Origin of the sequence: Burkholderia alba (assembly GCF_034721475.1) — a bacterium.
Classification (GTDB): Bacteria; Pseudomonadota; Gammaproteobacteria; order Burkholderiales; family Burkholderiaceae; genus Burkholderia; species Burkholderia alba.
This window is the reverse complement of the sequence record NZ_JAWJWL010000002.1, coordinates 1-25,305: the sequence shown is the minus strand read 5'-3', so window position 1 is coordinate 25,305 and position 25,305 is coordinate 1. Positions and strand designations below refer to the sequence as shown.

The window sequence follows — 25,305 nt, the reverse complement described above, 5'->3', positions numbered from 1 at the left end:
GTTGCCCCCTATCTCCGTCGCGCGCTCAGTGATGTCCCGCGCGGCCGAGTGTCTGCATGACGGCGAGTACGCCCGGACCGGCCGCGACGATGAACAGCGCGGGCAATAACGTCAGGATCATGACGCCCGTCATCTTCACGGTCAGCCGGCCGATCCGCTCGCGCAGCATCGCGCGGCGCGCTTCGCGCAGGCGGTCGCCGAATTGTTTCAACGGCTCCTGTACCGCGCCGCCATGCTTGTCGACCTGGATCAGCATGCGCACGATCGCACGCAGATCCTCGTTGCCGAAGCTCGTCGAGAGCCGCTGCAGCGACTGTTCGCGCGTGCGGCCCGCCGCGAACTGACGCTGCGCGATCCCGAGTTCCGACGACAGCACCGGCAGCATGCTTCTGAAATCGTTGACGATCACCTGCATGCTCTGGTCGAGCGACAGCCCGACCCCCTGCAGCAGCCGCAGCATGTCGACCAGCAGCGGCAGTTCGTCGATGACGGACAGCCGCCGCGCCGCGGCCCGGCGCCGGATATAGACCTTCGGCGCCATGAACCCGACGATTACCGCCACCCCGGCCCACATCGTCCAGCGGCTCGGTTCGATGCGGCTGCCCAGCACCGCCAGCAGCACGATCGGAAACAGCAGGCCGCAGGCGACGCGTGCGCTCAGGAAAATCCCGCGGGTGCGGGCGTCGACATACCCGCATTGCTCCAGCAGGTGCCGATCCTCCTCCGCGACGATCTGCTTGCCGAACTTGGTATCGAGCAATTCCATCCCGAACTTGCCGGCACGATCGAGCAGCGCGGTCAAGCGCGGGCGGCCCGCGGGCTGCTCGTCGGCCGCCTGCGCGCGCGCGACGGCCCCGCCGTGCCCCGCTCGGGCCGCCGCGGCTTCCACCGCGGCGGCCCGTTGATCCAACGCTTCGACGAGCGCCTTCTCGCTGCGATCGACCAGCACCGCGCGCAAAACGACGAGCACCGCCAGCATCAGCACGCCGAGCGCACCGAGACCGACGGCAATGGCTCCAAGTTGGCTTGCATCCATCGTCATCACCTGAGGCGGGCGAGCCGGTACAGCCAGTAGCCGCCCGCGAGCTGCAACAGGAACGCCAGGTAGACCAACTGGCGGCCGAACGGATCGAACCACATCGCTCCGAAATACTGCGGACTGGTGGCGATCACGAAGCAGCCGATCCCGACCGGCAGCAAACCCAGCACCCACGCCGACAGGCGCGTCTCGGCGGACATCGCCACCAGCTCGCGCTCCGCCTGTTCGAGATCGCGCATGAAGACCGCCATCCGGTCGAGCATCACGTCCGCCCGGCCGCCGTACTTGACGGACAGCCGGAGTACGGAACCCACCAGCTCGAATTCCCGGATCCGGTAAAGCTGCGCGATATACACCATCGCCCGATCGATCTCGACGCCCGAGCGCAGCATGCGCGACACATGATCGAGACAAGCGCGCAGCGGCGGCTCGGTCGACAGCAGCGCCGCCTGGAACGATGCCGGCACGCTGTTGCCAAGCGTGACGAGCCGGACGATGCCGTCGAGAAACGACGGCAGCTGGCGGACGATCTGCAGCCGCCGGCGCTGGATACGCGACACGACCCAGAACACCAGCAGCGTCACGCCGCCGATCAGCGCCGCCCCGGCGGCCAGCAGGCCGCCTTCCGAACCCGCCCAGAACGTCAGCACGACGATGACCACCGCGAGCACGATCAACAGCGTGCGGATCTCGCTCAGTCCGGCCCGGTTCGACAGGTTGAGTCCGATGTCGCCGGCCTGCTTGCGCCAGCGCGCAACCCCCTGCGCCGGTCGTGCGGGCGCGGCCGGCTGTTGGGCAGCCTGACTCGGGTTGCTCCGCGACGCCTTCGCCTTCGCCGCCGCTGCGCCTCGCGCGCCCGGCTCCAGCCGGCTGTCGATGAAGCGCACGGTATGGGCGCGCTCCTGGCTCGCCTCCCCGCGCCGCCACAGCGCGAGCGCGCTCGCTGCGAGCACGAGCGCGAAGGCCAGCACCCAGAGGACGGCGCTAGACATTGAAGCCCCCGCCTCGCCCGAACGCGTCGTTGCCGCCGCCCGACGTCTGGCCGGTCAGCGCCTGACGGAATCGCGCGAGCTTCGGCGAATGCGGATGGATGCCGAGCGATTCCCAGTTGTCGAGCTCTTCGCCGTCGGCCGTCAGGCGCGGTTCGTAGCGATACAACTCCTGGGTCGCGATGATGTTGTCGGACAGACCGGTCACCTCGGTAATCGACAGGATCCGCCGCCGCCCGTTCGACAGCCGGCCGATCTGCACGATGAAATCGATCGCGTTCGCGATCTGGCGGCGCAGGCTCGACTCGGTGCCCTGGAAGCCCGCGAATCCCGCCAACATCTCGAGCCGGTACAGGCATTCGCGCGGCGAACTCGCGTGCACCGTGCCCATCGAGCCGTCGTGGCCCGTGTTCATCGCCTGCATCATTTCGAGCACTTCGCCGCCGCGCACTTCGCCGACGATGATCCGGTCCGGCCTCATCCGCAGCGTGTTGCGCAGCAGATCGCGGATCGTCACGACGCCGGTTCCGTCGAATCCGCCCGGCCGGCTTTCGAGCCGCACCACGTGCGGGTGATTGAGCGACAGTTCGGCCGTGTCCTCGATCGTCACGACGCGCTCCGCCTCCGGAATATGAAAGGCCAGCGCATTCAACAGCGAGGTCTTGCCCGAGCTCGTCCCGCCCGAGACGAGCACGTTGCAGCGCGCCGTCACCGCGGCTTCGAGCAGCGCGCCGATTTCTTCGTTGTAGGTCCCGTTGCCGAGCAGATCGGACGGCTTCAGCGGATCCTTGCGGAATTTCCGGATCGACACGATCGGACCGTCGATCGACAGCGGCTCGATCACGACGTTGACGCGCCCGCCGTCGGGCAGCCGCGCGTCGACCATCGGGTTCGACTCGTCGAGCCGGCGGCCGATCGGCGCGAGAATCCGCCGCACGATCCGCAGCAGGTGCGCGTTGTCGGTGAAGCGTACCGGCAGCTTCGCGAGTATCCCGTGGCGGGACACGTAGATGTCGCTGTAGCCGTTGATCAGGATGTCTTCCACATGCGGATCGGCCAGCAGATCCTCGATCGGTCCGAAGCCGGCCAGCTCCTTCGTCAGCGCTTCCGCGATGGTCCGCACCTCGTTCTCGTTGAGCGGGATGCGGCGCAGCCTCACGAAACTGTCCATCTCCAGATCGACGAACTGGTTGATCGCCTGCCGCGACCAGCGGCCGAACTCCGCGCCGAGTTCCTCGATACGGGTCAAAAGATGCTCGTGCGCAGCGTTCTTGATGTCGTGAAACTGCTGCGTCTGCGAGAACGGCGCCGTGCCGTCGGCAAATTGAATGTCTTGTGCCATCTCTTAAGACCGCTTGGAAGAGTGTTGAATGAAGCGCTTGAGCGCAAGCAGGCCGCTCGCCGTGCGCTGACCGTGGGCCGCCGTGCTGCTGGAAAGCCGCTCGGCGAGCCCCTCGAGCGCACGCACGTACGGGTCGCGCTCCGATGCCTCGACGATCAGCTTGCCCTGGTTCGCCGCGTGTCCGATCGGCACGCGGCGCGCGGGCAACGTCGCGGCGAGCGGCAGGCCGAGCCGTTCCGCGATCTGCGCGGACGCCAGACCGAGCGCCGGATCGTACTGGTTGACGACCAGCCGGATCAGATCGGTGCCGATGCCCGCGTCGCGCAGACCGTCGAGCAGTTCGACAGCCGATACGACGGATGCGACCCCCTGGTCGCAGACGAGCCACGCCTCGTCGGCGACGCTCGTGACCTGTGCGACGAACTCGCGATTCGAGAAGCCGCCCAGGTCCACGATCTGATGATCGAAGAACGCCCTCAGACGGTTCAGCAGGCCGACGCACGACGCATACGACACGTCGCGCAGATCGGCCAGGTTCGGCGGCAGGGTCGTCAGCGCGACCCCGCTTGCGTGCCGGGCCAGCGCGGTATTGACGAAGGTCCGGTCGAAGCGGCGCAAATTACGCACGGCTTCGACGAAATGGATCTCGCAGCGCGTGTTCAGGAACAGCGCGCCGTCGCCCGCCGGCAGGCCCAGGTCAACCAGCGCCGTTTGCCGGCCCTGCCCCGCGGAACGCTTCTGCAGCAGCACCGACAGATTGGCGGCCAGCGTGCTCACGCCCATCCCGGCTCGCGCGCCGAGCAGCACCGTCACCTTGCCGTGGCGGCTGGCCGGCTCGCTGATGTGATCGAGCAGCCCGCGCGTGATGCGCAGCGCATCGTCGGCGGACGCGGAGAAATCGACGAAATCGCGCACGCCGGCACGCAGCGCCGCCAGCGCGCTTTCCGGTTCGGCGAGCGAGCCGAGCGCGACGATCGGCAGACCCGGGTGGGCCGCACGCACCGCAGCGGCGGCGGTGCTCGCGGCGGCGGCACGGTCGCCGGAAAAATCGATGAACACCAACGCCGGATTGAGTCCGGCAATCCGCTGCGCGAGCGCCGCCGGGTCGAGGGTCGACCCCTCCACCGCACCTGCCGACACCAGCGTCTGGGCGAGCCAGCGTACGTGCTCGTCCTGCGACGACGCGCACACGAAATAGTCGGTGACGGCGGGTTCAGCCAATGAAAGAGTTCTCGCATTCATGTTGAACACCTCCGGTTACGCACGGCGCGATTGCGCCCGGCGCGTCCGCATGGGATGGGGTGGCGACAGCCGCCGCATCGTTTCGTCGCGCGTTCATTTCGAAAATCCCGGCCCCGCATCCGGCGACAGCACGCCGCCCAGATACGAACGCCACACCGGGCCATCACGTTGCTCGGACAGCTCGCCGGGCGTAGCAGGCAGCGCCGCCCCCTTCGCGATCGGCGCAACCAGGTGCGGCGTCACGATGATGACCAGCTCCTTGTCGTTCTGCTGATAGCTGAGGTTCTTGAAGAACGTGCCGATGATCGGCAGATCGCCGAGGAACGGCACCTTGTTCACATTCGACGTGGTTTCGCGATCGATCAGTCCGCCGATCACGAAACTCTCGCCGTCGCCCAGTTCGACCGTCGTATCGGCCCGGCGCGTCGTGAGCGCCGGCACCTGAATGCTGTCGATGGTGATCGCGTGGACGAAATCGAGCTGGCTCGATTCCGGCGCGACCTTCAATGCGATCCGGCGCTGACTCAGCACGGTCGGCGTCAGCGTCAGGCCGACGCCGTACGCCTTCCACTGGATCGAGATGGTGCCGAACGACTGCGGCACCGGTACCGGAATCTCGCCGCCGGCCAGGAAACTCGCGCTCTGCCCGGACAGCGCGACCAGCGTCGGCTGCGCCAGCACCCGCGCGAGGTTGTTCGCCTCCAGGATCGACAGATCCGCGAAGATCCCGCGCGACGCCGATCCGACGATCAGGTTGAACGCGGACGCGATCGGAATGTTGGCGGTGACCGCCGCGCCCGGCGACGTGCCGCCCGTCACCGACTGCAGCCCGGACGGCGCGAACGAGCCGAACGTGAAACCGTTGTTCTGTCTGAAGAAATTCAGGCCGGCCTGCTTCAGGACCGAGCGGCTGAATTCCACCACGCGCACATCGACCTGAACGACATTCTTGCTGCCGACCGTCGATGCGTCGACGACCGAGCCGTCCTTGCTCGCCATGCTCTTGCCGACGTTGAGCGCATTCTCGTGCGCATCGAGCGAGGCGGCGGAACCCTCCACCACCGCAGTCCCGTTGAACGACCTGACGGTCGGCGAGCCTTGTCCGAGCACCGCGTGCGCGGCACCGCTCACGACCTCGACGTTGTAGACCGTCGGATCGTCGCGACCCCGTTCCCAGACCATCACGTTGGTCGAACCGGCCGCCTTCGCGACGAGCAGCACGCCGCCCCGGCCGCCTTTCACGACCAGCACGTCCGCGACGTTCGGGTCGCCGACCGCCACGCGCTGCAGGTCGCGCCCGGTGGCGATCTGACGCTGTGCGCCGATCGCCAGTTCGATCGTTCCCGTGCCCGCCGCGCAAGCGAGGGCCGGCAGCAACGCCGCACATACCGCAATGGCCAATCCAATCAGTTTATTTTTCATCGTGTCGGAAACCGCTGTGCGGTCATCTCCCTGCCGTCACTGTTTCAACTACGCGCCACTCCGCCATTCAATAGGCAACCGTTTCGGCCCGCCCACCCCGTATTACCTCGATACTGTTGCCGCTACGCGGCGCGGCGGCACGCGGCCTGGGCGCGCTGCTCTCGCTGCGCGAGAGATCGCTCAGCACCAGGCCGTCGGCCGCCTGCTTGGAAGGATCCTTGTCGCCGCCCACCCGAACGGCAACCGTCTGCGTCGCGATATCCTCGTCGCGCGGGCTGCGCAGCGCCAGCACCAGCCGGCCGCTCGCTTCGGCAAGCGTCAGCGCGTCGACCTGCGCGGTCGGCACGGCCAGCACGGCCGTGCGCACGCCGCCCCCCGTCGGGCCTGCGGTACCGTCGCGATCGGGCGTCGCGTCGCCGAACGCCAGCACGCGCACCCGCGACATCAGCAGTCGCGCCTGCGATTTGGCGATCTCCGAGCTGCCCGCGCCGAAGCCCCCTTCACGCTTCAGGTTCAGGAACACGTCGACGTAATTTCCCGGGCGCAGGCGGCTGCCCACCGCGTTCGTTTCGTCTACCTTGATCGAGACCGCGCGTTCGCCGGGTTCGATCTGGTCGGCAATCCCCGAGGTCAGCGCCGTGGCGAGCACCGGGGCCTGCGCGGCGATCTCATTCGCCGGGATCCGCCCCACGACGAGCGAGGGATCGGCGAACCCGCCCGGCGGCAACGCGGCCGCCTGCTGGACCTTCAGCGCGTCGACCGTGATCGGCTGGCCCGCCGGCAGCTGGCGCGCCGCGACGACGAGCGGAAAGGTCCGCGTTGCGACCGCCGGTGCGGCACCCGGCACGGCGGGCGCCGGCTTGCGCCCGAGCACCCACGCGTAGATGCCCAGCAGGATCGCGATCCCGATCAGCAGCGCCGCGATGATCTTGGTCAGATTGTTGGCCATGGTTGTTGTGAACGATGCGTAAAGACAATGTCGTCGGGAGCTATCAGGCTACCCGGCGCCGCGAGGCGCGCTGCACGACGCGTGGAATGAACGTTGAGCCGCCTCCTTCCTCACAGAATGTTCGCCGGGTTGATCTGAACCGTCGCCTGACTCGTCAGCGTGCTCGGCAGCGGACCCGTGAACAACGGGATCGAGGGTACGAGCGGATTGCTCGAGTACGGATACGTGACCGTTACCTGGACGCAGTACATCGACGCGTCGTAGCTGCACGCCGTCGGCGTCGAACCGCTTGCATTGGTTGCGCAGCTCGGCGTCACCGGCAGCCACGTCGTCAGCCCTTTCGCAACGACGCAGGCCTGGTTGGCGCGCGCGGCGTAGGCGGCGGCCGGCGTGCTGGCGAGCTGATAGTCGAGCGCGGCACGTGCCCCTTCGGTGGCCGCCAGCGTCAGGCTTTGCTGCGTGGCGAAAATCATCCCGTACGTGACGATCGCGTACATGATCACGAAGAACAGCGGAAACAGGATCGCGAATTCGACCGCCGTCGCGCCACGCTGGCGGCGGAACATCGCGTGTGGACGCGCAGCCGGTCTCATCACGCGCCTCCCATATAGGTGACGTAGCCGAGCCAGAGCGCGGCGGGAATGACGAGGAAGGCAGCGTATGGCGTCGAGCGGCGCGCGCCCAGCGCGAAGGTGGGCGAACCCTGCCGCCACAGCGTCGCGAACGAGGTCCGGGTCAGGAACATGATGCCGAGCGCGTGCATGCCTGCGGCGACGCTCGCGACAATCCACAGCCACGGCAGCACGGAGACCCCGCACCAGGCGCCGAGCACGGCAAACACCTTGACATCGGCCGCGCCCATGATGCGCAGCGCAAAAAACGGAAAAAGCGAGATCAGGCCGATGCCTCCGCCAATCAACGCGTCGAGCCACGTCGTCCCGAATGGATTATGTCGGGAAACTGTAAATATGATGACTGCGATCACTCCGGTGATCACAAGCGCATTGGGAATACGGCGATCGCGACAATCGTCTATTGCAACAGCCGTAGCCCAGGCGAAAAAGAACCCCACACTGAACAAGTGAATCATTTCAGCCTCGACCGCCCAGGCAGCGTTACGCGGATTGCCGAAGCAATCCGCGGCTCGTAATAACGCGTAACGAAATAACGCCGTTATGACTTCGGCAGACTGGAAAGGATATTACTGAACACCGTGTTGAGTGCTGTTCCGAGACTGGTAACGGTGGCAGCAATAACGGCCGCGATGAGCCCTGCGATCAACCCGTATTCGATCGCGGTCACGCCGGTTTCTTCCCGCAGGAAGCGGTTCATCAGTGCTTTCATGGTGATCCTCGTGCCTTGGAGTTTTCGTTGGCCTTAATGCTCCTCGCATGATGGCCGACCTTGCCCACCATTGCTGTAAACAACGGCTCAGGCAATTTCGTTATAGCTCGTTTTTCAAGAGCTCTTCACGAATTGATACAAGTTGACAATCATCGATATCGCGTCCTCCTCATGTACTGGTTCGTACAAAACGCGCACGGATGAATCTTATATCTGAACCTCTTTTCTTTCCAACTTCTTTTATGCATTTTGTTCAGACATCGCGGCCTCACGTACACCTTATTTGTACGGCTTTTCGGTAGCACTTACACATAGGACTTACGATAGGTTAGATCTGCCTGCCTAATCCATCTATAAAACAGATCTTCCACATATCGAACTTTGGGCAAACGTTACGCGGCCCGCGTAACGAAAAACCCGGGACGTTACGTTACGAAACCGGTTCGACACCCACCCAAAAGCACATTCCTTCACTTATTCAGCAGTTCTTTTCATGCCTCAAAATCCTTACACAGCAAGGATTTCCAACCAATTTCCAAATGATCCGAATGGACTGTCGAGTGCCGTGGCACGACAGTTGCAGGGTATGCCTCGCGGCACCACACACCACACAACAGCAACGCGAGGACGAAATGGACATTCAGACAATTGCACATGGTTCGCTTCGGGCGACTTTGATCACGGCCACCGTGGCAGCCATGCTCTCACTCGCCGCCTGCGGCGGCTCCGGCACACTCAGCCAAGGCCTCGGCGGCGGCTCCAGCTCCAGCGGAACGTCGGGTGCGACATCCGGCACCTCGGGCTCCAGCTCGGGCACGTCCGGCTCCAGTTCCGGTACCTCGGGCTCGAGTTCCGGCACGTCCGGCTCCAGCTCGGGCACCTCGGGTTCGAGCTCGGGTTCGAGCTCCGGTACCAGTTCGGGCACGAGTTCGGGGACCAGCTCCGGTACCAGCTCCGGCGGCGCATCCATCAACGCAGTCGGCACCGTGGTCGCCAATACCGGCAACCTCGTCACGAACGCGGGCGCGACTGTTGCAGGTCTCGGCACAGTCATCGCGAGCCAATCGCTGCCCGGCGTGAATCCGCAGACGACGAAGTCGCTCGGCGGCGTCGTGCAAGACGTCGGCGGCGCAGTCGGCGCACTCGGCAACGGCTTGAGCAACGGCCTCGGCCAGCTCGGCGCCTCGACCAACCCGCTCGGCACGACGCTCGCGAGCACGGGCGGTGTCGTGGGCGAACTAGGCGGCGCGGTCACCAACACCGGCAGTCTCGTCACGAGTCTCGGCTCCGGCCCGCTGGCGCCGCTCGCCCCCGTTACGTCGGCGGTCGGCGGTCTCGTCACCACGGTCGGCAACGCCGTCACGACGGGCGGCTCCACGCTCACCACCGCGCTGTCGACCGGACCGGTCCAGCAACTGACGCAAACGGTCAGCTCGGCGATCACCCCGATCACGACGATGGTCGGGAATACTACGCAAACGATCGGCAACGTGACGGGACTCGGCGCCCCGGTCAATAACCTGCTCGGCGCGATCGGCAACGGCCTGAACCAGGCCGGCGCACTGATCGCGACGACGGGCGGCGGCAACCCCGTCACGGTCGGCCTCGGCGCCACCGTGTCGTCCACCGGCAACACCGTCAAGGCAGTGGGCGGCCTCCTCACCGGCGGCACCGGCACCAATCCTCTCGCTCCGATCACGGGCCTCGTCAATGGCCTGACCGGGACGCTGGGCGGCATCGGCGGCTCGACCGGCAGCGGCCCGCTTGCTCCAGTCACGGGCCTCGTCTCGACCGTGACCGGCGCACTCGGCGGCATCGGCGGTAGCGCCGGCGGCGGCAGCGGCCCGCTCGCCCCCGTCACCGGCCTCCTGTCGACCGTCACCGGTGCACTCGGCGGCGTGACCGGCGGTGCCGGCGGCGGCAACCCGCTCGCCCCGGTCACGGGTCTTGTCTCGACCGTCACCGGCGCGCTCGGCGGCAGCACCGGCGGCGGCAGCAGCAACCCGCTCGCCCCCGTCACCGGCCTTCTGTCGACCGTCACCGGCGCACTCGGCGGCGTGACCGGCGGTGCCGGCGGCTCGGCTGTCACCAGCACCGTGAGCACGGCCACCACCGCGGTCGGCGGCGCGGCATCGCTGTCCGGCTCCAGCGGCGGCACGAGCGGCTCGAACAACAACCTGCTGGCCCCGGTCACGTCGCTCGTAGGCGGCCTGCTCGGCGGACTCAGCAACAAGCCCCATTAAGACAGGCACAGGCAGCGAGGAGGCCATCATGAACCAGCATCGTCTCATTTCATCGCGTACGCTCAACACGTGGCGCGTCCCCTTGACCGCGCTCGCCACCGCGTGCCTGCTGGCCGCGTGCGGCGGCAGCGGAATCAGCGCTCCGCCGTCCGCCAGCGGCGGTGGCTCGGGCAGCGGCAGCGGGACCGGCGGCGGGACCACGACGACCACGACCTCGAGCGGCACGACGGGCGTCGTCAACACGCTCGGCAAGACCGCGGCCGACCTCGGCAACACGGTCGGTTCGGTCAGCGTGCCCGGTCTCGGCAGCGGCGTCACCCAGGGCCTCGGCAGCACGGTCTCGAGCACCGGCACCATCATCGACGCCGCCGCCAATGCGGTCAGCAACGGGCTCGGCCAGATCGGCTCGACGTCGAACCCGGTCGGTACGACGGTCGCCGGCCTCGGCAGCGTGGTCAGCGCGGCGAGTAACACTGTGCAGGGCGTCAGTTCGACGGTCCGGGCGCTCGGCACGGGCCCGCTCGCCCCGCTGTCGCCCGTCACGTCACCGGTCAGCACGCTGCTCACCACCGTCGCCAACGGCGTCAACGCGGGCGGCGCAACGCTCGGCACAGTGTTGTCGTCGGGACCGGTCCAGCAAGTGACCCAACCGATCAGCTCCGCCATCACCCCGATCGTGATCACGGCCGGCCAGGTCCCCCAGACAGTCGGCACGACGACGGGTCTCGGCCAGCCGGCCTCCGGCCTGCTCGCGCAAGTCGGCGGCGCGATCAGCTCCGCCGGCAAGCAGATCGGCGGCACGTCGACCCAGCCGCTCGTCGGCGACGTCGGCCAACTGGTGACGTCGGTGGGCAACATCGTGACCAATGCCGGCGGCCTCGTGAATCCGGCCGGCCCGAACGGCGCGGCACCGATTCCGGGCCTCATCACCAGCCTGGTCGGCGGCTCGACGGCAACCGTCGGTGCCGGCTCGCCCGGCAACACGCCGACCAACCCGCTGAACGGACTCCTGTCGAGCGTCGGGCTTGGCTCGAACCCGCTCAGCTCGGTCACCGGCCTGCTCGGCGGGTCGGGCGGCGGCAATCCGCTGGCCCCGGTCACCGGCCTGCTCGGCAGTGCGGGCGGCAACAATCCGCTCGCGCCCGTCACGTCGCTCGTCTCGACCGTTACCGGTTCGCTCGGTGGCGTGGCAGGCGGCTCGGGGGGTGCAAATCCTCTCGCGCCCGTCACGGGTTTGCTGAATACTGTTACCAGTACGGCAGGTTCGGGCGGCGGCGCCAATCCGCTTGCGCCGGTCACCGGACTCGTCAGCAGCACGACCTCTTCGACGGGCGGCTCCAGCGGGCTCCTCGCACCCGTGACAGGTCTGCTGGGTACCCTCGGCGGCATCGGCAAGTAACGCGGCAACCCGCGCGTTCCTTGCCGAAGGGAACGCGCGGTTTCACGATAATCGGCACGACAAGAATAGAAGACACGATGCGCAGCGCGAGACGGGCCGCGCATCGGCATCAGAAAACTAGAAGCAGGCCAACGAGGAATCACGATGAAATCCAGACATGACACATGGATAGTGCTGCTCGCTCTCGCCGCAGCCGCCAGTGCCTCGCATGCGCAGAGCCGCCCGGGCGGTAACCCTCTCGAGTCGCTGCCGCAGATCAACACGCCGCAACGCCCCAGCGTCACCGTGCAGGTCGCCCCTCAGGAATTGCAGGTCCAGGAGCTGCTGGCTCGCCACCTGACGCCGGCCACCTTCCAGGTCGAAGGCGTGAAATCCATTCCGTTCGAGGAAATCTCGCGCCGCTTTACGCCGCTGGTCGGCCAAGACATCACGATCGGCCAACTGATCGAAGTCGCCAACGGCGTGACGAAGCTGTATCAGTCGCGCGGCTACGCGCTGTCGTTCGCCTTCATTCCCGCACAGACCTTCGAGGGCGGCGTCGTGCGCGTGACGATTGTCGAAGGTTATGTGGCCGACGTGAAAATCACCGGCAAGCCGGGCGCGATGGAAGGAAAGCTCCGTGCGATCGCCGCGCACATCACGGAAGACCGGCCGCTGCGCCGCGCGACGTTCGAGCGCTACGTGAACACCTTCGGCCTGTTGCCGGGCCTCACGGTCAAGGCCAATGTCCCGCCGCCGCAAAACACCGACGGCGCGACGACGCTGGAACTCAATGTCGATCGCAAGCCGTTCAATGTGAGCATGGGCCTGAACACCAGCAATCCGGGGGTGCAGGGCCTCATCACCGCGACCGAGAACGGACTCACGTCGCTCGGCGAACAGCTGAGCATCTCGGCGCTGTTTCCGAAGGGCCCCAACAACCAGACCTATGTGGCGTTCAGCGGCGCCGTGCCGGTCGGCAGCAGCGGCTTGATGACACGGATCGACGCGAGCCACTATCGCGGCAACCCGACCGACAACCCCGGCCTGCCGTCCTACGTGCAACGCACGGTGATCAACGACAAGCTCGGGCTGTCCGCCTCGTATCCGCTGCTGCTCAACAACCAGCGCAGCCTGCTCGGCACCGTATCCGGTTACGCATCGCACAGCGAGGACAATTACCAGAACCAGATCACCGGCGCGACCCTCGGCATGCAATCGCAGGTGCGCGTGCTGCAGATGCAACTCGATTACACGAACGTCCAGCCTCAGCAGGTCCAGAAGCTCAGCTTCAACGTCGCGAAAGCGTTCAACATTCTCGGCGCGTCGAAATCCGCCGAGACCAATGTGCCGAATTCGGTTGCCACCAATCCCGCCTCGATCACGTTCGTGCGCACCGGCGCTACCTACGTGCAGACCAACCAGTGGCCGTTCCGCATCGGCTCGACACTGCAGGTCACCGGACAATACAGCCCGGACTCTCTGCCCACCACCGAACAGATATCGTTCGGCGCGCAGCGCTTCGCACTGGGCTACCAACCGGGCGAGACGTCCGGCGATTCGGGCTGGGGTATGTCGCTCGAACTGAATCGCGCATTCTCGCCCGGTTACACCTATCTGAAGACGATCACGCCGTATGTCTCGTTCGACATGGCGCGCGTCTATCTGCATACGGGCACGACGTCACCAAGCCGGCTGTCGTCGGTCGGGCTCGGCTTCCGGGTATCCGACAGCCGCTTCTACAACATCGATCTGTCCGTCGCGAAGCCGATCGGCGATGCACCCGTCGAAAGTGCATCGCGCAGCCCGCGCGTCAACGCGTCGTTCTCGTATCAGTTGAACTGACCCCGTACCGGCGCCCGCTCGGGCACCGGTAGCCGGCCGCCCCGCACCACGCCGCCTGCGCGCATCGCCCCATCGCGTTCGCATCGATTAGAGGCAGTTCTATCAAACGATACGGCTGCTTTCACGTATTCTGCGCAGAGTTCGCGACATCGCCTGTCCAACGCAGACGGCCCCGTGAACCCGATGAAAAACGACAACGCAATTCAAGGAGGAAGACAATGATTCGACTGACCCGCTCCCTGCGTTCGATCACGCTCGCGGGCGCACTGTTCGCCTGTGCCGCTGGCGCGTTCGCACAAACCGACAGCCCGATCGGCACGTGGCAGACGATCGACGACAGCACCGGCAAGCCGAAAGCGCTCGTGCAGATCACGCAGGATGCGAACGGCGAGTTGTCCGGCACCGTGATCAAGGGACTCGGCGCGAATGACACACCCGATCGCCGCTGTACCGCCTGCACCGATGAGCGCAAGGACCAGCTCATCAAGGGCATGACGATCATCAAGGCGATGAAGAAATCGGGAGAGGGTTGGGACGGCGGCAATATTCTCGACCCGGAAAACGGCAAGGTATACCGGTGCAAGATGTCGCTCGACGACGGCGGACAGAAGCTCGTCGTGCGCGGCTATATCGGTATCTCGCTGCTCGGCCGTTCGCAAACCTGGAATCGCCAGCAGTAAGCTCGCCCTCTTCGGGCGTTACAAAATAAACCGGCCTGCGCGCTAGATCGCCAGGCCGGTTTTTTATGCTTCGTGCCGCGGTTCGCTCGACTCGGCTCAGGCCGCGTGCTTCAGTGAAGCGTCGGGATACGTGGAGCGGGTACCGCTCATGGACGACGAGGTGGAGGTACCGCGTGCCTCGGCTGCCTTGGAATGAGGATGCGTACGCATCCGCGTCGACATGACACCGCACAGATCTTCGCTCGCCTCTCCGAAGAGTTCGACGAGCACCTGCTTGAGTGCACCGGTTTCGTGCCACACCTTGAAGCGGCGATGGCAGGTTTGATACGACGGATAGCGGCGCGGGATCGCTGACCACGTCGCGCCGCTGTAGATCACCCACAAGACCCCGTTTAATACGGCTCGCGTATTGGCGAGCGGCCGGCCACGCAACTCGGTGCGGGGACGTAGTTCAGGCAGCAAGGCAGCGACGCGCTGCCACTCTTCATCGGTAATGTCGCGATACGGCGTCATGAACCTCTCCGTTCGTAGGAAGCATGACGCAACGATATCGAGTCGTCTTAATCTTGAATATAAGACAGATCCGAATTTAAAAATAGTTAATGCCGAATTAACGTAAGTTAACTGTCTTACCTCGCGATCGGGGCGCATTTGCCCGGTCAGCGGTCCGAAACATCCCGCGCGAGCCGTCAGGTCAGCGAAGTGTCGACAATCCGCCGCGGCGTTTCGAGGTACTCCTTCGACTGCATTTCGACGATGCGCGACACGGTCCGGCTGAACTCGTTCGCCATCGGCCCCTCCACATACAGTTGTTCCGCCGGCACCGCGGCCGACATCAGCAGCTTCACCTTGTGGTCGTACAGCACGTCGATGAGCCACGTGAAGCGGCGCGCCTCCGATGCCATTCGAGGCGACATCTGCGGCACCTCGGACAGCACGATCGCGTGGAATCGGCTCGCCAGCTCGAGGTAATCGTTCTGCGAGCGCGGGCCGCCGCACAGCGTCGCGAAATCGAACCACACGACCCCATCCGCCTTGCGTAGCGCTTTCAGCTCGCGTTTCTCGATACGGAGCAACGGGCTTTCGTCCGGCACCGCCGCGAGCTTCGCAAACGCATGGCGCAGCGCACGGTCCGCCTCCGCGCCGAGCGGCGTGTGATAGATCTGCACCTGCGCCAACGTGCGTTGCCGGTAGTCGACGCCGGCATCGACGTTCATGACGTCGAGCCGCGCCTTGATCAGCGCGATCGCGGGCAACATGCGATCGCGATGCAGGCCGTCGGGATACAGATCGTCCGGATCGTAATTCGACGTCATGACGAATTGCACACCATTATTGAACAATCGGTCCAACAGTCGATACAAAATCATCGCGTCGGCGATGTCGGATACATGAAATTCGTCGAAGCAGATGAGCCGATAACGCTTTGCGATCCGGCGCGCGAGTTCGTCGAGCGGATCCGCCTGCCCCTTCAGTTCCTCCAGTTGGCGATGCACCTCCCGCATGAACTCGTGGAAATGCAGGCGTGTCTTGCGCTGCACCGGCACGACCGCGAAGAAGGTATCCATCAGGAAGCTCTTGCCGCGTCCTACGCCGCCCCACATGTACACGCCGCGCGGCAGGTCCGGATGGATGATGAGCTTCTTGAATGCGTTCGAACGACGCGATTTGTACTCGACCCATTCGTCGTAGCACTGCTGCAGGCGATCGACCGCCGCGCGCTGCGCGGAATCGGACTGGTAGCCGCGCGTCTGCAGCTCGCGCTCGTAGTATTCGGTGACGTTCATCGTACAAGCCGGAAAACACGAAGGCGAGCGGGAAACCCCGCCCGCCTTCGTCGTGGAACTGCGCGCCGGCCCGGGTTCGCGGCCGGCGGATCGTCGCGTTTAGCTGTTGAGCGAGCGCTTGTCGACGGCCAACGCCGCTTCGCGCATCACTTCGGACAGCGACGGATGCGGATGGCAGATACGGGCGATGTCTTCCGACGCCGCCTTGAACTCCATCGCGACCACCGCTTCCGCGATCAGGTCCGACGCGTTCGGCGCAATGACGTGCACGCCGAGCAGTTCGTCCGTCTTCGCATCCGCGATCATCTTCACGAAACCGTCCGAACGGCCCATGCCGAGCGCACGGCCATTGATCGAGAACGGGAACTTGCCCGACTTGATCTCACGGCCCTCCGCCTTCAGCTGCTGCTCGGTCTTGCCGACCCACGCGATTTCCGGTTCGGTGTAGATCACCCACGGAATGCAGTTGTAGTCGATATGCGGCTTCTGGCCATCGATGACTTCCGCCACCAGCACGCCTTCGTCTTCCGCCTTGTGCGCGAGCATCGGGCCGCGCACCACGTCGCCGATCGCATAGACGTTCGGCACCGCCGTACGGCAGTGGTCGTCCACGTCGATGAAGCCGCGCTCGTTGGCCTTGAGGCCGATCGCTTCGAGCCCGAGGTTGTCGGTGTTCGGCACGCGGCCGACCGACACGATCAGGCGATCGGCGTCCAGCGTCTTCGCGTTGCCGTCCTTGTCGGTATACGAAATCGACACGCCTTTCGCATCGGCCTTCACCGCGTCGATCTTCACGCCGAGGTTGATGTCGAGACCCTGCTTCTTGAAGAGCTTGGCCGCTTCCTTCGCCAGCGCTTCGTCCGCCGCGCCCAGGAAAGCCGGCAGCGCTTCGAGCACGGTCACTTCGGCGCCCAGGCGGCGCCAGACCGAGCCCAGCTCAAGGCCGACCACGCCCGCGCCGATCACGGCGAGCTTCTTCGGCACCGAGTCGAACGTCAACGCGCCTTCGTTGTCGGCAACGATCTTGTTGTCGACCGGCACATTCGGCAGATGGCGGGCCTTCGAACCCGTCGCGATGATCACGTTCTTCGCCGTGACGACTTCGGTCTCGCCCTCACCGCTCACTTCGATCTGCACACCGGCGTCGGTCTTGCCGGTGAACTTGCCGTGGCCCTTGAGCCACGTGATCTTGTTCTTCTTGAACAGGAACTCGATCCCGCCCGTCATCTTCTCGACGATCGCGTCCTTGCGGCCGAGCATCTTCGCGATGTCGATCTTCACGTCGCCGACCGTGATGCCGTGGTCCGCGAGATGGTGCGACGTCTTCTCGAACTCCTCCGACGACGCGAGCAGCGCCTTCGATGGAATGCAGCCGACGTTCAGGCAGGTGCCGCCGAGCTTCAGCGCACCGGCCGGATTCTTCCATTTTTCGATACAGGCAACCGTTTTGCCCAGTTGAGCGGCGCGGATCGCGGCGATGTAGCCACCGGGGCCGGCGCCGATCACGACGACGTCAAATTCCTTGGACATGACAATCCTTTTCTTTGGCTTCCGCGCCGCCGTGCGCCGCCCGATCGGGCGCGCACGAGGCACGGACGCGGTTAATGCGGGAAAGACCGGGCTTACAGGTCGAGCAGCAGGCGAGCCGGATCTTCCAGCGCATCCTTCATCGCAACCAGCGACAGCACCGCTTCGCGGCCGTCGATGATCCGGTGGTCGTACGACAGCGCGAGGTAGTTGATCGGACGGATCACGATCTGGCCGTTCTCGACCACCGGGCGCTCCTTCGTCGCGTGCACGCCGAGGATCGCCGATTGCGGCGGGTTGATGATCGGGGTCGACAGCATCGAACCGAACACGCCGCCGTTCGAGATCGAGAACGTACCGCCCGTCATTTCTTCGATCGACAGCTTGCCGTCCTTCGCCTTCTGGCCGAATTCGGCGATCTTCTTCTCGATCTCGGCGAGGCTCAGCTGATCCGCATTGCGCAGGATCGGCACCACCAGGCCGCGCGGCGAACCGACAGCGATACCGATGTCGAAGTAGCCGTGGTACACGATGTCGTTACCGTCGATCGACGCGTTCACCAGGGGGAACTTCTTCAGCGCGTGCACGGCCGCCTTCACGAAGAACGACATGAAACCGAGCTTCACGCCGTGTTCCTTCTCGAACTTGTCCTTGTACTTCGTGCGCAGATCCATCACGGGCTGCATGTTGACTTCGTTGAACGTCGTCAGGATCGCGTTGGTCTGTTGCGATTCGAGCAGACGCTCGGCGATCCGCGCGCGCAGGCGCGACATCGGCACGCGCTGCTCCGGGCGATCGTTCAGCCAGGTCGTCGCCGACGCCGGCACCTTCACTTCCGGCAGCGCGGCCTTCTTCGCCGGCGCCGGCGCGGCGGCCGGAGCCGCCTTCGCCGGTGCGGTGCCTGCGGTCAGCACGTCGCCCTTCGTGATACGGCCGTCACGGCCCGAGCCGGCCACCTGGCCTGCTTCGAGGCCCTTCTCGGCCATCAGCTTCGTCGCGGCGGGCGACGCGGCGGCGCTGCTCGATGCGGCCGCGGCGGCCGGTTGAGCGGCCGGAGCCGGTGCGGCGGCAGCAGCCGGAGCCGGCTGCACTTCGGCGGCGCCGGCAGCGGCAGCAGCGGCGCTAGCCTTGGCTTCCGTGTCGATCCTCGCGATCAGTTGGTCAGCCACCACGGTGTCGCCATCGTGCTGCAGCACTTGCGCGAGCACGCCGGCGGCGGGCGCCGGTACTTCGAGCACGACCTTGTCGGTTTCGAGTTCGATCAGGATTTCGTCCTGCGCCACGGCTTCGCCGGGTTTCTTCTTCCACTGCAGCATGGTGGCTTCCGAAACCGATTCGGACAGCTGGGGGACTTTGACTTCTACGATAGCCATGTGATTTTCCTGGATGCTTAATCTGGGTAATGACGGGGTTCCGGCGAACGCCCCGGGGATTCGCGGCGCATCGCGCCTGCGCCCCAAAAGGCGCGGGAAAGCGCATTGCGCTTTCCCGTTTCGCTACGTCTGGTTATTTCGCGATCGATGCGCTCTTCAAGCGGCCGAATGCACCTTCGATAAGGGCCTTCTGCTGCTCGTAGTGCTTCGCGTAGTAGCCGACCGCCGGCGAAGCCGAAGCCGGGCGGCCGCTGTATGCCAGCTTCTGCCCTTCCTTCATGCCTTCACGCAGGTGGTGTTCGATGTAGAACCACGGGCCCTGATTTTGCGGCTCGTCCTGCACCCAGACCACTTCAGTCGCGTTCTCATACTTCTTGAGTTCCGCTTCGAACTGCTTGTGCGCGAACGGATAGAGCTGTTCGATACGCACGATGGCGACGTCGTTCGCCTTCGCCTCGCGACGGTGCGCGACGAGGTCGTAATACACGCGGCCCGAGCACGCCAGCACGCGCTTGACCTTCTTCGCTTCGATCCCGCCGTCGACTTCGCCCAGCACCGGCTGGAACGAACCCTTCGCGAGTTCCGACAGATCCGACACCGCTTCCTTGTGGCGCAGCAGCGACTTCGGCGTTGCGACGACGAGCGGCTTGCGGAACAGGCGGATCATCTGGCGGCGCAGCAGGTGGAAGATCTGCGCCGGCGTGGTCGGCTGGACCACTTGCATGTTGTGGTCCGCGCACATCTGCAGGAACCGTTCGATGCGGGTCGACGAGTGTTCCGGACCCTGGCCTTCGTAGCCGTGCGGCAGCAGCATCGTGAGGCCCGACACGCGGCCCCATTTCACTTCGCCCGACGAAATGAACTGGTCGATCACGACCTGCGCACCGTTGACGAAGTCGCCGAACTGCGCCTCCCACGCGACGAGCGTGTTCGGTTCCGCGGTCGAGTAACCGTATTCGAAGCCGAGCACGGCTTCTTCCGACAGCACCGAATCGATCACCGTGAACTTGGCCTGGCCTTCCGCGATGTTCTGCAGCGGCACGTAGGTGCCGTCGTTCCATCGCTCGCGGTTCTGGTCGTGCAGCACCGCGTGGCGGTGCGTGAACGTGCCGCGGCCCGAATCCTGACCGGTCAGACGCACTGCGTAGCCCGACGCGACGAGCGATGCATACGCCAGATGCTCGCCCATGCCCCAGTCGAGCGGGGCGTCGCCGCGCGCCATCGCGCGACGATCGTTGATCACGCGCTCGACGAGCGGGTGCACCTTGAAGTTTTCCGGCACCGTCGTGATGCGTTCGCCGAGACGCTTCAGTTCGGCGAGCGGCACGGCCGTGTCGGCCGCGTCCGTCCACTTGCGGTTCAGGAACGGCACCCAGTCGACCGCGTACTTGCTCTTGTAGTTCGACAGCACCGGATCGACCGTGTGATGGCCGTCGTCCATCGCCTTGCGATAGGCCTTCACGTAAGCGTCGGCATCTTCGGCCGTGATCACGCCCTGCTGCACGAGCTTCTCGGCGTACAGCGCGCGGGTGCCCGGGTGCTGAGCGATCTTCTTGTACATCAGCGGCTGCGTGACGGCCGGCGTGTCCTGCTCGTTGTGGCCAAGCTTGCGGAAGCAGACGATGTCGATCACGACATCCTTGTGGAACTGCATCCGGTAGTCGATCGCGATCTGCGTCGCGAGCACCACCGCTTCCGGATCGTCGCCGTTCACGTGCAGCACCGGCGCCTCGATCATCTTGACGACGTCGGTACAGTACAGCGTCGAGCGCGCGTCGCGCGGATCCGACGTCGTGAAGCCGATCTGGTTGTTGATGACGATGTGCAGCGTGCCGTGCGTGCCGTAACCGCGCGTCTGGGCGAGGTTCAGCGTTTCCATCACGACGCCTTGACCCGCGAAGGCCGCGTCGCCGTGAATCTGCACCGGCAGCACCTGCAGGCCGTCCGCGTCGCCGCGACGGTCCATCCGCGCCTTCGCGGAACCCTCGACCACCGGGTTGACGATTTCGAGGTGCGACGGGTTGAACGCGAGCGACAAGTGGACCGGGCCGCCTTCCGTCGCGATATCCGACGAGAAACCCTTGTGATACTTCACATCGCCGGCCGGCAGGTCGTCGACGTGCTTGCCTTCGAATTCGGCGAACAGGTCGGCCGGCATCTTGCCGAGCGTGTTGACCAGTACGTTCAGGCGGCCGCGGTGGGCCATGCCGATCACGATTTCCTGCACGCCCTTCGAGCCCGCATGCTGCACCACTTCATCCATCGACGCGATGAAGCTCTCGCCGCCTTCGAGCGAGAAGCGCTTCTGGCCGACGTACTTGGTGTGCAGGTAGCGCTCGAGGCCTTCGGAGGCCGTCAGGCGATTCAGGATGTGCTTTTTCTCGTCGGCCGAGAAGTTCGGCGTGGCGCGCGTCGATTCCAGACGCTCCTGCCACCAGCGCTTCTGCTCCGGATCGCCGATGTACATGTATTCGGCGCCGATCGTGCCGCAATACGTGTCGCGCAGCCCCTTCACGATGTCGCGAAGCGATGCCTGCTCGAAGCCGAAATAGAGATTGCTGGCGCTGAAGGTCTGGTCGAGATCCGCTTCGGAGAAATCGTAGAACGCGGGTTCGAGCTCGGGAATCGCGGGACGCTCGCGACGCTTCAGCGGATCGAGATTGGCCCATTGCGAGCCGAGGAATCGATAGGCGCTGATCAGCGTCTGGACATGAACCTGCTTGCGCGCCGTTGCCAGATTGCTGCCGCTCTCGCGCGGGATGAAAGCGTTGGCTTTCGCGCGCTGGGCGAACGATTCGACGATCGGGTTATGCGCCACGTCATTGGCGTTCGAACCGTCCGTTGCAGGAACGTTCTGCAACGCGTCGAAATACTCGCGCCAGTTATCGGGCACGGATGCCGGATTGTCGAGATATGCTTCGTATTGTTCTTCTACATACGAAGCGTTGCCGCCGAACAAATAGGAGTTCAGCTGGAACTGCTTCATTACATCTGACATTTTACGCTCACCTTTCTTCGAGCTTCTCGAGAAATAGCGGGTTGCTCAACCTTCCGCGACACGGCCTGACCGTTTAGCGGATTGCGAATCAAGTCTTGCTTGGAAGGACCTAAAACTTGCGTGCGCGCAGCATATCACAGAACCGTTCCCGGAGCTTGATCCGACAGTACTCCGAAAGCCTGTCGCGGCGGGCTTTCGGCGCGTTTTCGGGGATTCCCCGGAGTCCTGGCAACAGTGTTTTTCAGGCACCGTCGCACGCTTTGCGCGCGCCCGTAAAAAAGCCGCCCGAAGGCGGCTTTTTTACGTAGCGGATGCGGTGCTCGCGTCGCTCAGTCGATCGCGGTTTCGCGGCTTGCGCGGCGACGCTCGTGCTCCTTCAGGTGACGCTTGCGCAGACGGATCGACTGCGGGGTCACTTCCACGAGTTCGTCCTCGTCGATGAATTCCACCGCGTACTCGAGCGACATCTGGATCGGCGGCACGAGGCGCACCGCTTCGTCGGTGCCCGACGCGCGCACGTTCGTCAGTTGCTTGCCCTTGATCGGATTCACCACCAGATCATTGTCGCGGCTGTGGATCCCGATGATCATGCCCTCATACAGCGCATCGCCCGGCTTCACGAACATGCGGCCGCGATCCTGCAGCTTCCACAGCGCATAGGCCACAGCCGCGCCGTCGTCCTGCGAGATCAGCACACCGTTGCGGCGCTCGCCGACCGAGCCTTCCTTGACCGGCGCGTACGAGTCGAAAATGTGGCTCATCAGGCCCGTGCCGCGCGTCAGCGTCAAAAACTCGCTCTGGAAGCCGATCAAGCCCCGCGCCGGAATCTTGTACTCGAGACGCGTGCGGCCGCGGCCGTCCGACGCCATGTCGAGCATTTCGCCCTTGCGACGGCCCAGCTCTTCCATCACACCACCCTGGTGCGAATCCTCGAGATCGACGGTCAGCAGCTCGTACGGCTCGTGCTTCACGCCGTCGACTTCGTGCAGCACCACGCGCGGGCGCGACACCGCCATCTCGTAGCCTTCGCGGCGCATGTTCTCGACCAGGATCGTGAGGTGCAGCTCGCCACGGCCCGACACTTCGAACACCGTTTCGTCGCCGGTATCCTTCACGCGCAGCGCCACGTTGTGGTTCAGCTCTTTCATCAGACGATCGCGGATCTGGCGGCTCGTCACGAACTTGCCTTCCTTGCCCGCGAGCGGCGACGAATTGACGAGGAAGTTCATCGTCAGCGTCGGTTCGTCGACCGTGATCATCGGCAGCGCCTCGGGCGTATCCACCGCGCAGATCGTCGCGCCGATGCCGACATCCTCGATGCCGTTGATCAGCACGATGTCGCCGGCTTCAGCCGATTCGACCTGGACGCGCTCCAGCCCCTGGAACGACAGCACCTGGTTGATCTTGCGGCTCAGCACGTCGCCATCCGGGCCGAAGCGCATCACGACCGGCTGGCCCGGCTTGATGCGGCCGCGCGTGATACGGCCCACGCCGATGCGGCCGACGTAGGTCGAATAGTCGAGCGACGTGATCTGAAGCTGCAGCGGCGCTTCCGGATCGGCCGGGCGGACCGGCACGTGTTCGAGGATCGCCTCGAACAGCGGGCGCATGTTGCCGTCGCGCGCTTCGGGATCCAGCGATGCGTAACCGTTCAGGCCCGACGCGTAGACAATCGGGAAATCGAGTTGCTCTTCCGTCGCGCCGAGCTTGTCGAACAGATCGAAGGTCTGGTTGATCACCCAGTCGATCCGCGCGCCCGGGCGATCGATCTTGTTGATCACGACGATCGGCTTGAGGCCCAGTGCGAGCGCCTTCTTCGTCACGAAGCGGGTTTGCGGCATCGGACCCTCGACGGCGTCGACGAGCAGCAGCACCGAGTCGACCATCGACAGCACGCGCTCCACTTCGCCACCGAAGTCCGCGTGCCCCGGCGTATCGACGATGTTGACGTGGGTGCCTTCGTATTCGACCGCGCAGTTCTTCGCGAGAATCGTAATACCCCGCTCTTTTTCGATGTCGTTCGAATCCATCACCCGCTCCGCAACCTGCTGGTTCTCGCGGAAGGTGCCGGACTGGCGAAGCAGTTGGTCGACAAGCGTCGTCTTGCCGTGGTCGACGTGGGCGATGATGGCGATATTGCGAAGGGCGCGGGTCATAGAAACCTGGAAATCGGAGCCTGAAAAGTACAAACGCGCAAATGCGCGCGCATGTTTCGTCACATGCGCGCGCCATGCAGCTTGGAAAGCCTCAAATTATAGCACGTCGGAATGTCGGGAGCGGCCCTGTGCGCTGCAGCGCAACACTTATGCGCGTCCCGCTGCCGGAACGGCGATAGTCCCACTCGCGACAGGGTCATTTTTTGCACGCCAGCACGCGATACCCGCTTGGATTAACATTTGCCGCGGCAACTATTCGCGCCTATACTGCTGCCTAGTCAACTATTGCAGCTTCAGAGAATTTATGTCGGATCCGTCCATCCCGCCCGCTTCTTCCCCGCCGCCCGATCTGACGCTGTCGGCTTATCAGGTCAACGAAAGCGTTGGGTACCTGATGTCGCGCGTGAAGTCGCTGATGACCAATTTGGTCACACAGCGCACGCAGACTGAACTAGGCATCACCGGCACCCAGGCGAGCATGCTGTTCATGCTGGCGGTCGGCAAATGCTCGACGGCAGCCGAGCTGGCGCGCGAATACGGCATCGATGCGAGTGCCATTACGCGCCTGCTCGATCGGGTCGAGAAACGGGGCCTGCTTTCGCGCGTGCGCAGCAGCGAGGATCGCCGGGTCGTGCGGCTCGAACTGACCGACGAAGGTCGCGAGCTGGCCGAGCGTATGCCGGAAATCTTCCGCAGCGTGCTCGAACAGTTGCTGGACGGGTTCACCCCCGAAGAAGTGGGCTTCCTGAAAAGCATGCTGCGCCGGATCCTCAGCAACTACTGCGAGAGCTCCGGCGGAATGACGCCGTAATTCTTGCCGCAACACATATTTTAGACAGGAAAATGTAAGGAAATCCTTGCAGTGTCCATTATTCATTCCGAGTCAGAGACCATAGCGATGAAAAACCTCCCGTTGTCCGTGCGCAGCGGTGGCCGCACCGTGCTCGCCGCCGCGGTTGCCGCGCTGGCGCTCGCGGGATGCGCGAACTAC

20 protein-coding genes are annotated in these 25,305 nt (G+C 64.8%); 5 read left to right on the top strand and 15 right to left on the bottom strand.

Annotated elements, in window-relative coordinates; all coding sequences use genetic code 11:
* Positions 1-25: 25 nt before the first annotated feature.
* From RZR99_RS01910 to RZR99_RS01870, 9 genes are all read right to left on the bottom strand, one after another.
* On the bottom strand, positions 26-1,036 hold the full coding sequence (locus RZR99_RS01910; RefSeq protein WP_323118051.1) for a type II secretion system F family protein: 1,011 nt from the start codon (positions 1,034-1,036) through the stop codon (positions 26-28).
* A 5-nt stretch (positions 1,037-1,041) separates the two neighbouring features.
* Positions 1,042-2,031: a type II secretion system F family protein gene (locus RZR99_RS01905; RefSeq protein ID WP_323118050.1), complete on the bottom strand. Its 990-nt coding sequence runs from the start codon at positions 2,029-2,031 to the stop codon at positions 1,042-1,044.
* Complete coding sequence (locus tag RZR99_RS01900; protein ID WP_323118049.1) at positions 2,024-3,370, bottom strand: CpaF family protein; 1,347 nt, start codon at positions 3,368-3,370, stop codon at positions 2,024-2,026. Before RZR99_RS01900 ends, RZR99_RS01905 begins: the two co-directional genes overlap by 8 nt.
* 3 nt (positions 3,371-3,373) lie before the next feature.
* A complete protein-coding gene (locus RZR99_RS01895) occupies positions 3,374-4,612 on the bottom strand; it encodes a fimbrial protein (protein ID WP_323118048.1) in 1,239 nt (412 codons plus the stop codon).
* A gap of 93 nt (positions 4,613-4,705) precedes the next feature.
* Positions 4,706-6,034, bottom strand: a complete 1,329-nt coding sequence (locus RZR99_RS01890; protein WP_323118047.1) for a type II and III secretion system protein family protein — start codon at positions 6,032-6,034, stop codon at positions 4,706-4,708.
* Between the two features lie 67 nt (positions 6,035-6,101).
* Positions 6,102-6,983, bottom strand: a complete 882-nt coding sequence (gene cpaB, locus RZR99_RS01885; protein ID WP_323118046.1) for a Flp pilus assembly protein CpaB — start codon at positions 6,981-6,983, stop codon at positions 6,102-6,104.
* Positions 6,984-7,093: 110 nt separating this feature from the next.
* A complete protein-coding gene (locus RZR99_RS01880) occupies positions 7,094-7,576 on the bottom strand; it encodes a TadE/TadG family type IV pilus assembly protein (protein ID WP_323118045.1) in 483 nt (160 codons plus the stop codon).
* A complete protein-coding gene (locus RZR99_RS01875; RefSeq protein ID WP_323118044.1) occupies positions 7,576-8,073 on the bottom strand; it encodes an A24 family peptidase in 498 nt (165 codons plus the stop codon). The genes RZR99_RS01880 and RZR99_RS01875 overlap by 1 nt, the downstream gene beginning before the upstream one ends.
* 83 nt (positions 8,074-8,156) lie before the next feature.
* The gene (locus tag RZR99_RS01870; RefSeq protein ID WP_323118043.1) at positions 8,157-8,327 is read right to left on the bottom strand and encodes a Flp family type IVb pilin; all 171 of its coding nucleotides are present in this window, start codon (positions 8,325-8,327) and stop codon (positions 8,157-8,159) included.
* 632 nt (positions 8,328-8,959) lie between these two features.
* Here RZR99_RS01870 and RZR99_RS01865 point away from each other — a divergent pair.
* The 4 genes from RZR99_RS01865 (at position 8,960) to RZR99_RS01850 (ending at position 14,473) form a co-directional block, all read left to right on the top strand.
* Positions 8,960-10,570, top strand: coding sequence for a collagen-like triple helix repeat-containing protein (locus RZR99_RS01865; RefSeq protein ID WP_323118042.1), 1,611 nt, complete (start codon positions 8,960-8,962; stop codon positions 10,568-10,570).
* A gap of 28 nt (positions 10,571-10,598) precedes the next feature.
* The gene (locus RZR99_RS01860) at positions 10,599-11,969 is read left to right on the top strand and encodes a collagen-like triple helix repeat-containing protein (protein ID WP_323118041.1); all 1,371 of its coding nucleotides are present in this window, start codon (positions 10,599-10,601) and stop codon (positions 11,967-11,969) included.
* Between the two features lie 144 nt (positions 11,970-12,113).
* The gene (locus tag RZR99_RS01855) at positions 12,114-13,793 is read left to right on the top strand and encodes a ShlB/FhaC/HecB family hemolysin secretion/activation protein (protein WP_323118040.1); all 1,680 of its coding nucleotides are present in this window, start codon (positions 12,114-12,116) and stop codon (positions 13,791-13,793) included.
* A 218-nt stretch (positions 13,794-14,011) separates the two neighbouring features.
* Positions 14,012-14,473 carry a DUF2147 domain-containing protein gene (locus RZR99_RS01850; protein ID WP_323118039.1) on the top strand — a complete coding sequence of 154 codons (462 nt, stop codon included), beginning with the start codon at positions 14,012-14,014 and terminating at the stop codon, positions 14,471-14,473.
* A gap of 96 nt (positions 14,474-14,569) precedes the next feature.
* Here the strand turns inward: RZR99_RS01850 and RZR99_RS01845 are convergent, their stop codons facing one another.
* From RZR99_RS01845 to typA, 6 genes are all read right to left on the bottom strand, one after another.
* Complete coding sequence (locus tag RZR99_RS01845) at positions 14,570-14,986, bottom strand: transposase (RefSeq protein WP_323118038.1); 417 nt, start codon at positions 14,984-14,986, stop codon at positions 14,570-14,572.
* Between the two features lie 176 nt (positions 14,987-15,162).
* Positions 15,163-16,260, bottom strand: coding sequence for a cell division protein ZapE (gene zapE / locus RZR99_RS01840; protein WP_323118037.1), 1,098 nt, complete (start codon positions 16,258-16,260; stop codon positions 15,163-15,165).
* 99 nt (positions 16,261-16,359) lie between these two features.
* Complete coding sequence (gene lpdA / locus RZR99_RS01835; protein ID WP_323118036.1) at positions 16,360-17,790, bottom strand: dihydrolipoyl dehydrogenase; 1,431 nt, start codon at positions 17,788-17,790, stop codon at positions 16,360-16,362.
* Positions 17,791-17,882: 92 nt separating this feature from the next.
* On the bottom strand, positions 17,883-19,160 hold the full coding sequence (gene odhB, locus RZR99_RS01830; RefSeq protein ID WP_323118035.1) for a 2-oxoglutarate dehydrogenase complex dihydrolipoyllysine-residue succinyltransferase: 1,278 nt from the start codon (positions 19,158-19,160) through the stop codon (positions 17,883-17,885).
* A gap of 133 nt (positions 19,161-19,293) precedes the next feature.
* Positions 19,294-22,158, bottom strand: a complete 2,865-nt coding sequence (locus RZR99_RS01825; RefSeq protein WP_323118034.1) for a 2-oxoglutarate dehydrogenase E1 component — start codon at positions 22,156-22,158, stop codon at positions 19,294-19,296.
* A 329-nt stretch (positions 22,159-22,487) separates the two neighbouring features.
* Complete coding sequence (typA, locus tag RZR99_RS01820; protein WP_323118033.1) at positions 22,488-24,314, bottom strand: translational GTPase TypA; 1,827 nt, start codon at positions 24,312-24,314, stop codon at positions 22,488-22,490.
* Between the two features lie 304 nt (positions 24,315-24,618).
* Between typA and RZR99_RS01815 the strand changes: the two genes are divergently transcribed.
* On the top strand, positions 24,619-25,125 hold the full coding sequence (locus RZR99_RS01815; protein ID WP_323118032.1) for a MarR family winged helix-turn-helix transcriptional regulator: 507 nt from the start codon (positions 24,619-24,621) through the stop codon (positions 25,123-25,125).
* Positions 25,126-25,305: the final 180 nt, after the last annotated feature.

Coding starts and splice junctions, on each gene's coding strand:
- RZR99_RS01825 (WP_323118034.1), bottom strand. CDS start 22,158: ATGTCAGATGTAATGAAGCAGTTCCAGCTGAACTCCTATTTGTTCGGC.
- RZR99_RS01910 (WP_323118051.1), bottom strand. CDS start 1,036: ATGGATGCAAGCCAACTTGGAGCCATTGCCGTCGGTCTCGGTGCGCTC.
- RZR99_RS01845 (WP_323118038.1), bottom strand. CDS start 14,986: ATGACGCCGTATCGCGACATTACCGATGAAGAGTGGCAGCGCGTCGCT.
- RZR99_RS01865 (WP_323118042.1), top strand. CDS start 8,960: ATGGACATTCAGACAATTGCACATGGTTCGCTTCGGGCGACTTTGATC.
- odhB (WP_323118035.1), bottom strand. CDS start 19,160: ATGGCTATCGTAGAAGTCAAAGTCCCCCAGCTGTCCGAATCGGTTTCG.
- RZR99_RS01860 (WP_323118041.1), top strand. CDS start 10,599: ATGAACCAGCATCGTCTCATTTCATCGCGTACGCTCAACACGTGGCGC.
- RZR99_RS01880 (WP_323118045.1), bottom strand. CDS start 7,576: ATGAGACCGGCTGCGCGTCCACACGCGATGTTCCGCCGCCAGCGTGGC.
- RZR99_RS01855 (WP_323118040.1), top strand. CDS start 12,114: ATGAAATCCAGACATGACACATGGATAGTGCTGCTCGCTCTCGCCGCA.
- RZR99_RS01905 (WP_323118050.1), bottom strand. CDS start 2,031: ATGTCTAGCGCCGTCCTCTGGGTGCTGGCCTTCGCGCTCGTGCTCGCA.
- RZR99_RS01875 (WP_323118044.1), bottom strand. CDS start 8,073: ATGATTCACTTGTTCAGTGTGGGGTTCTTTTTCGCCTGGGCTACGGCT.
- zapE (WP_323118037.1), bottom strand. CDS start 16,260: ATGAACGTCACCGAATACTACGAGCGCGAGCTGCAGACGCGCGGCTAC.
- RZR99_RS01895 (WP_323118048.1), bottom strand. CDS start 4,612: ATGAATGCGAGAACTCTTTCATTGGCTGAACCCGCCGTCACCGACTAT.
- RZR99_RS01870 (WP_323118043.1), bottom strand. CDS start 8,327: ATGAAAGCACTGATGAACCGCTTCCTGCGGGAAGAAACCGGCGTGACC.
- typA (WP_323118033.1), bottom strand. CDS start 24,314: ATGACCCGCGCCCTTCGCAATATCGCCATCATCGCCCACGTCGACCAC.
- RZR99_RS01815 (WP_323118032.1), top strand. CDS start 24,619: ATGTCGGATCCGTCCATCCCGCCCGCTTCTTCCCCGCCGCCCGATCTG.
- RZR99_RS01900 (WP_323118049.1), bottom strand. CDS start 3,370: ATGGCACAAGACATTCAATTTGCCGACGGCACGGCGCCGTTCTCGCAG.
- RZR99_RS01850 (WP_323118039.1), top strand. CDS start 14,012: ATGATTCGACTGACCCGCTCCCTGCGTTCGATCACGCTCGCGGGCGCA.
- cpaB (WP_323118046.1), bottom strand. CDS start 6,983: ATGGCCAACAATCTGACCAAGATCATCGCGGCGCTGCTGATCGGGATC.
- RZR99_RS01890 (WP_323118047.1), bottom strand. CDS start 6,034: ATGAAAAATAAACTGATTGGATTGGCCATTGCGGTATGTGCGGCGTTG.
- lpdA (WP_323118036.1), bottom strand. CDS start 17,790: ATGTCCAAGGAATTTGACGTCGTCGTGATCGGCGCCGGCCCCGGTGGC.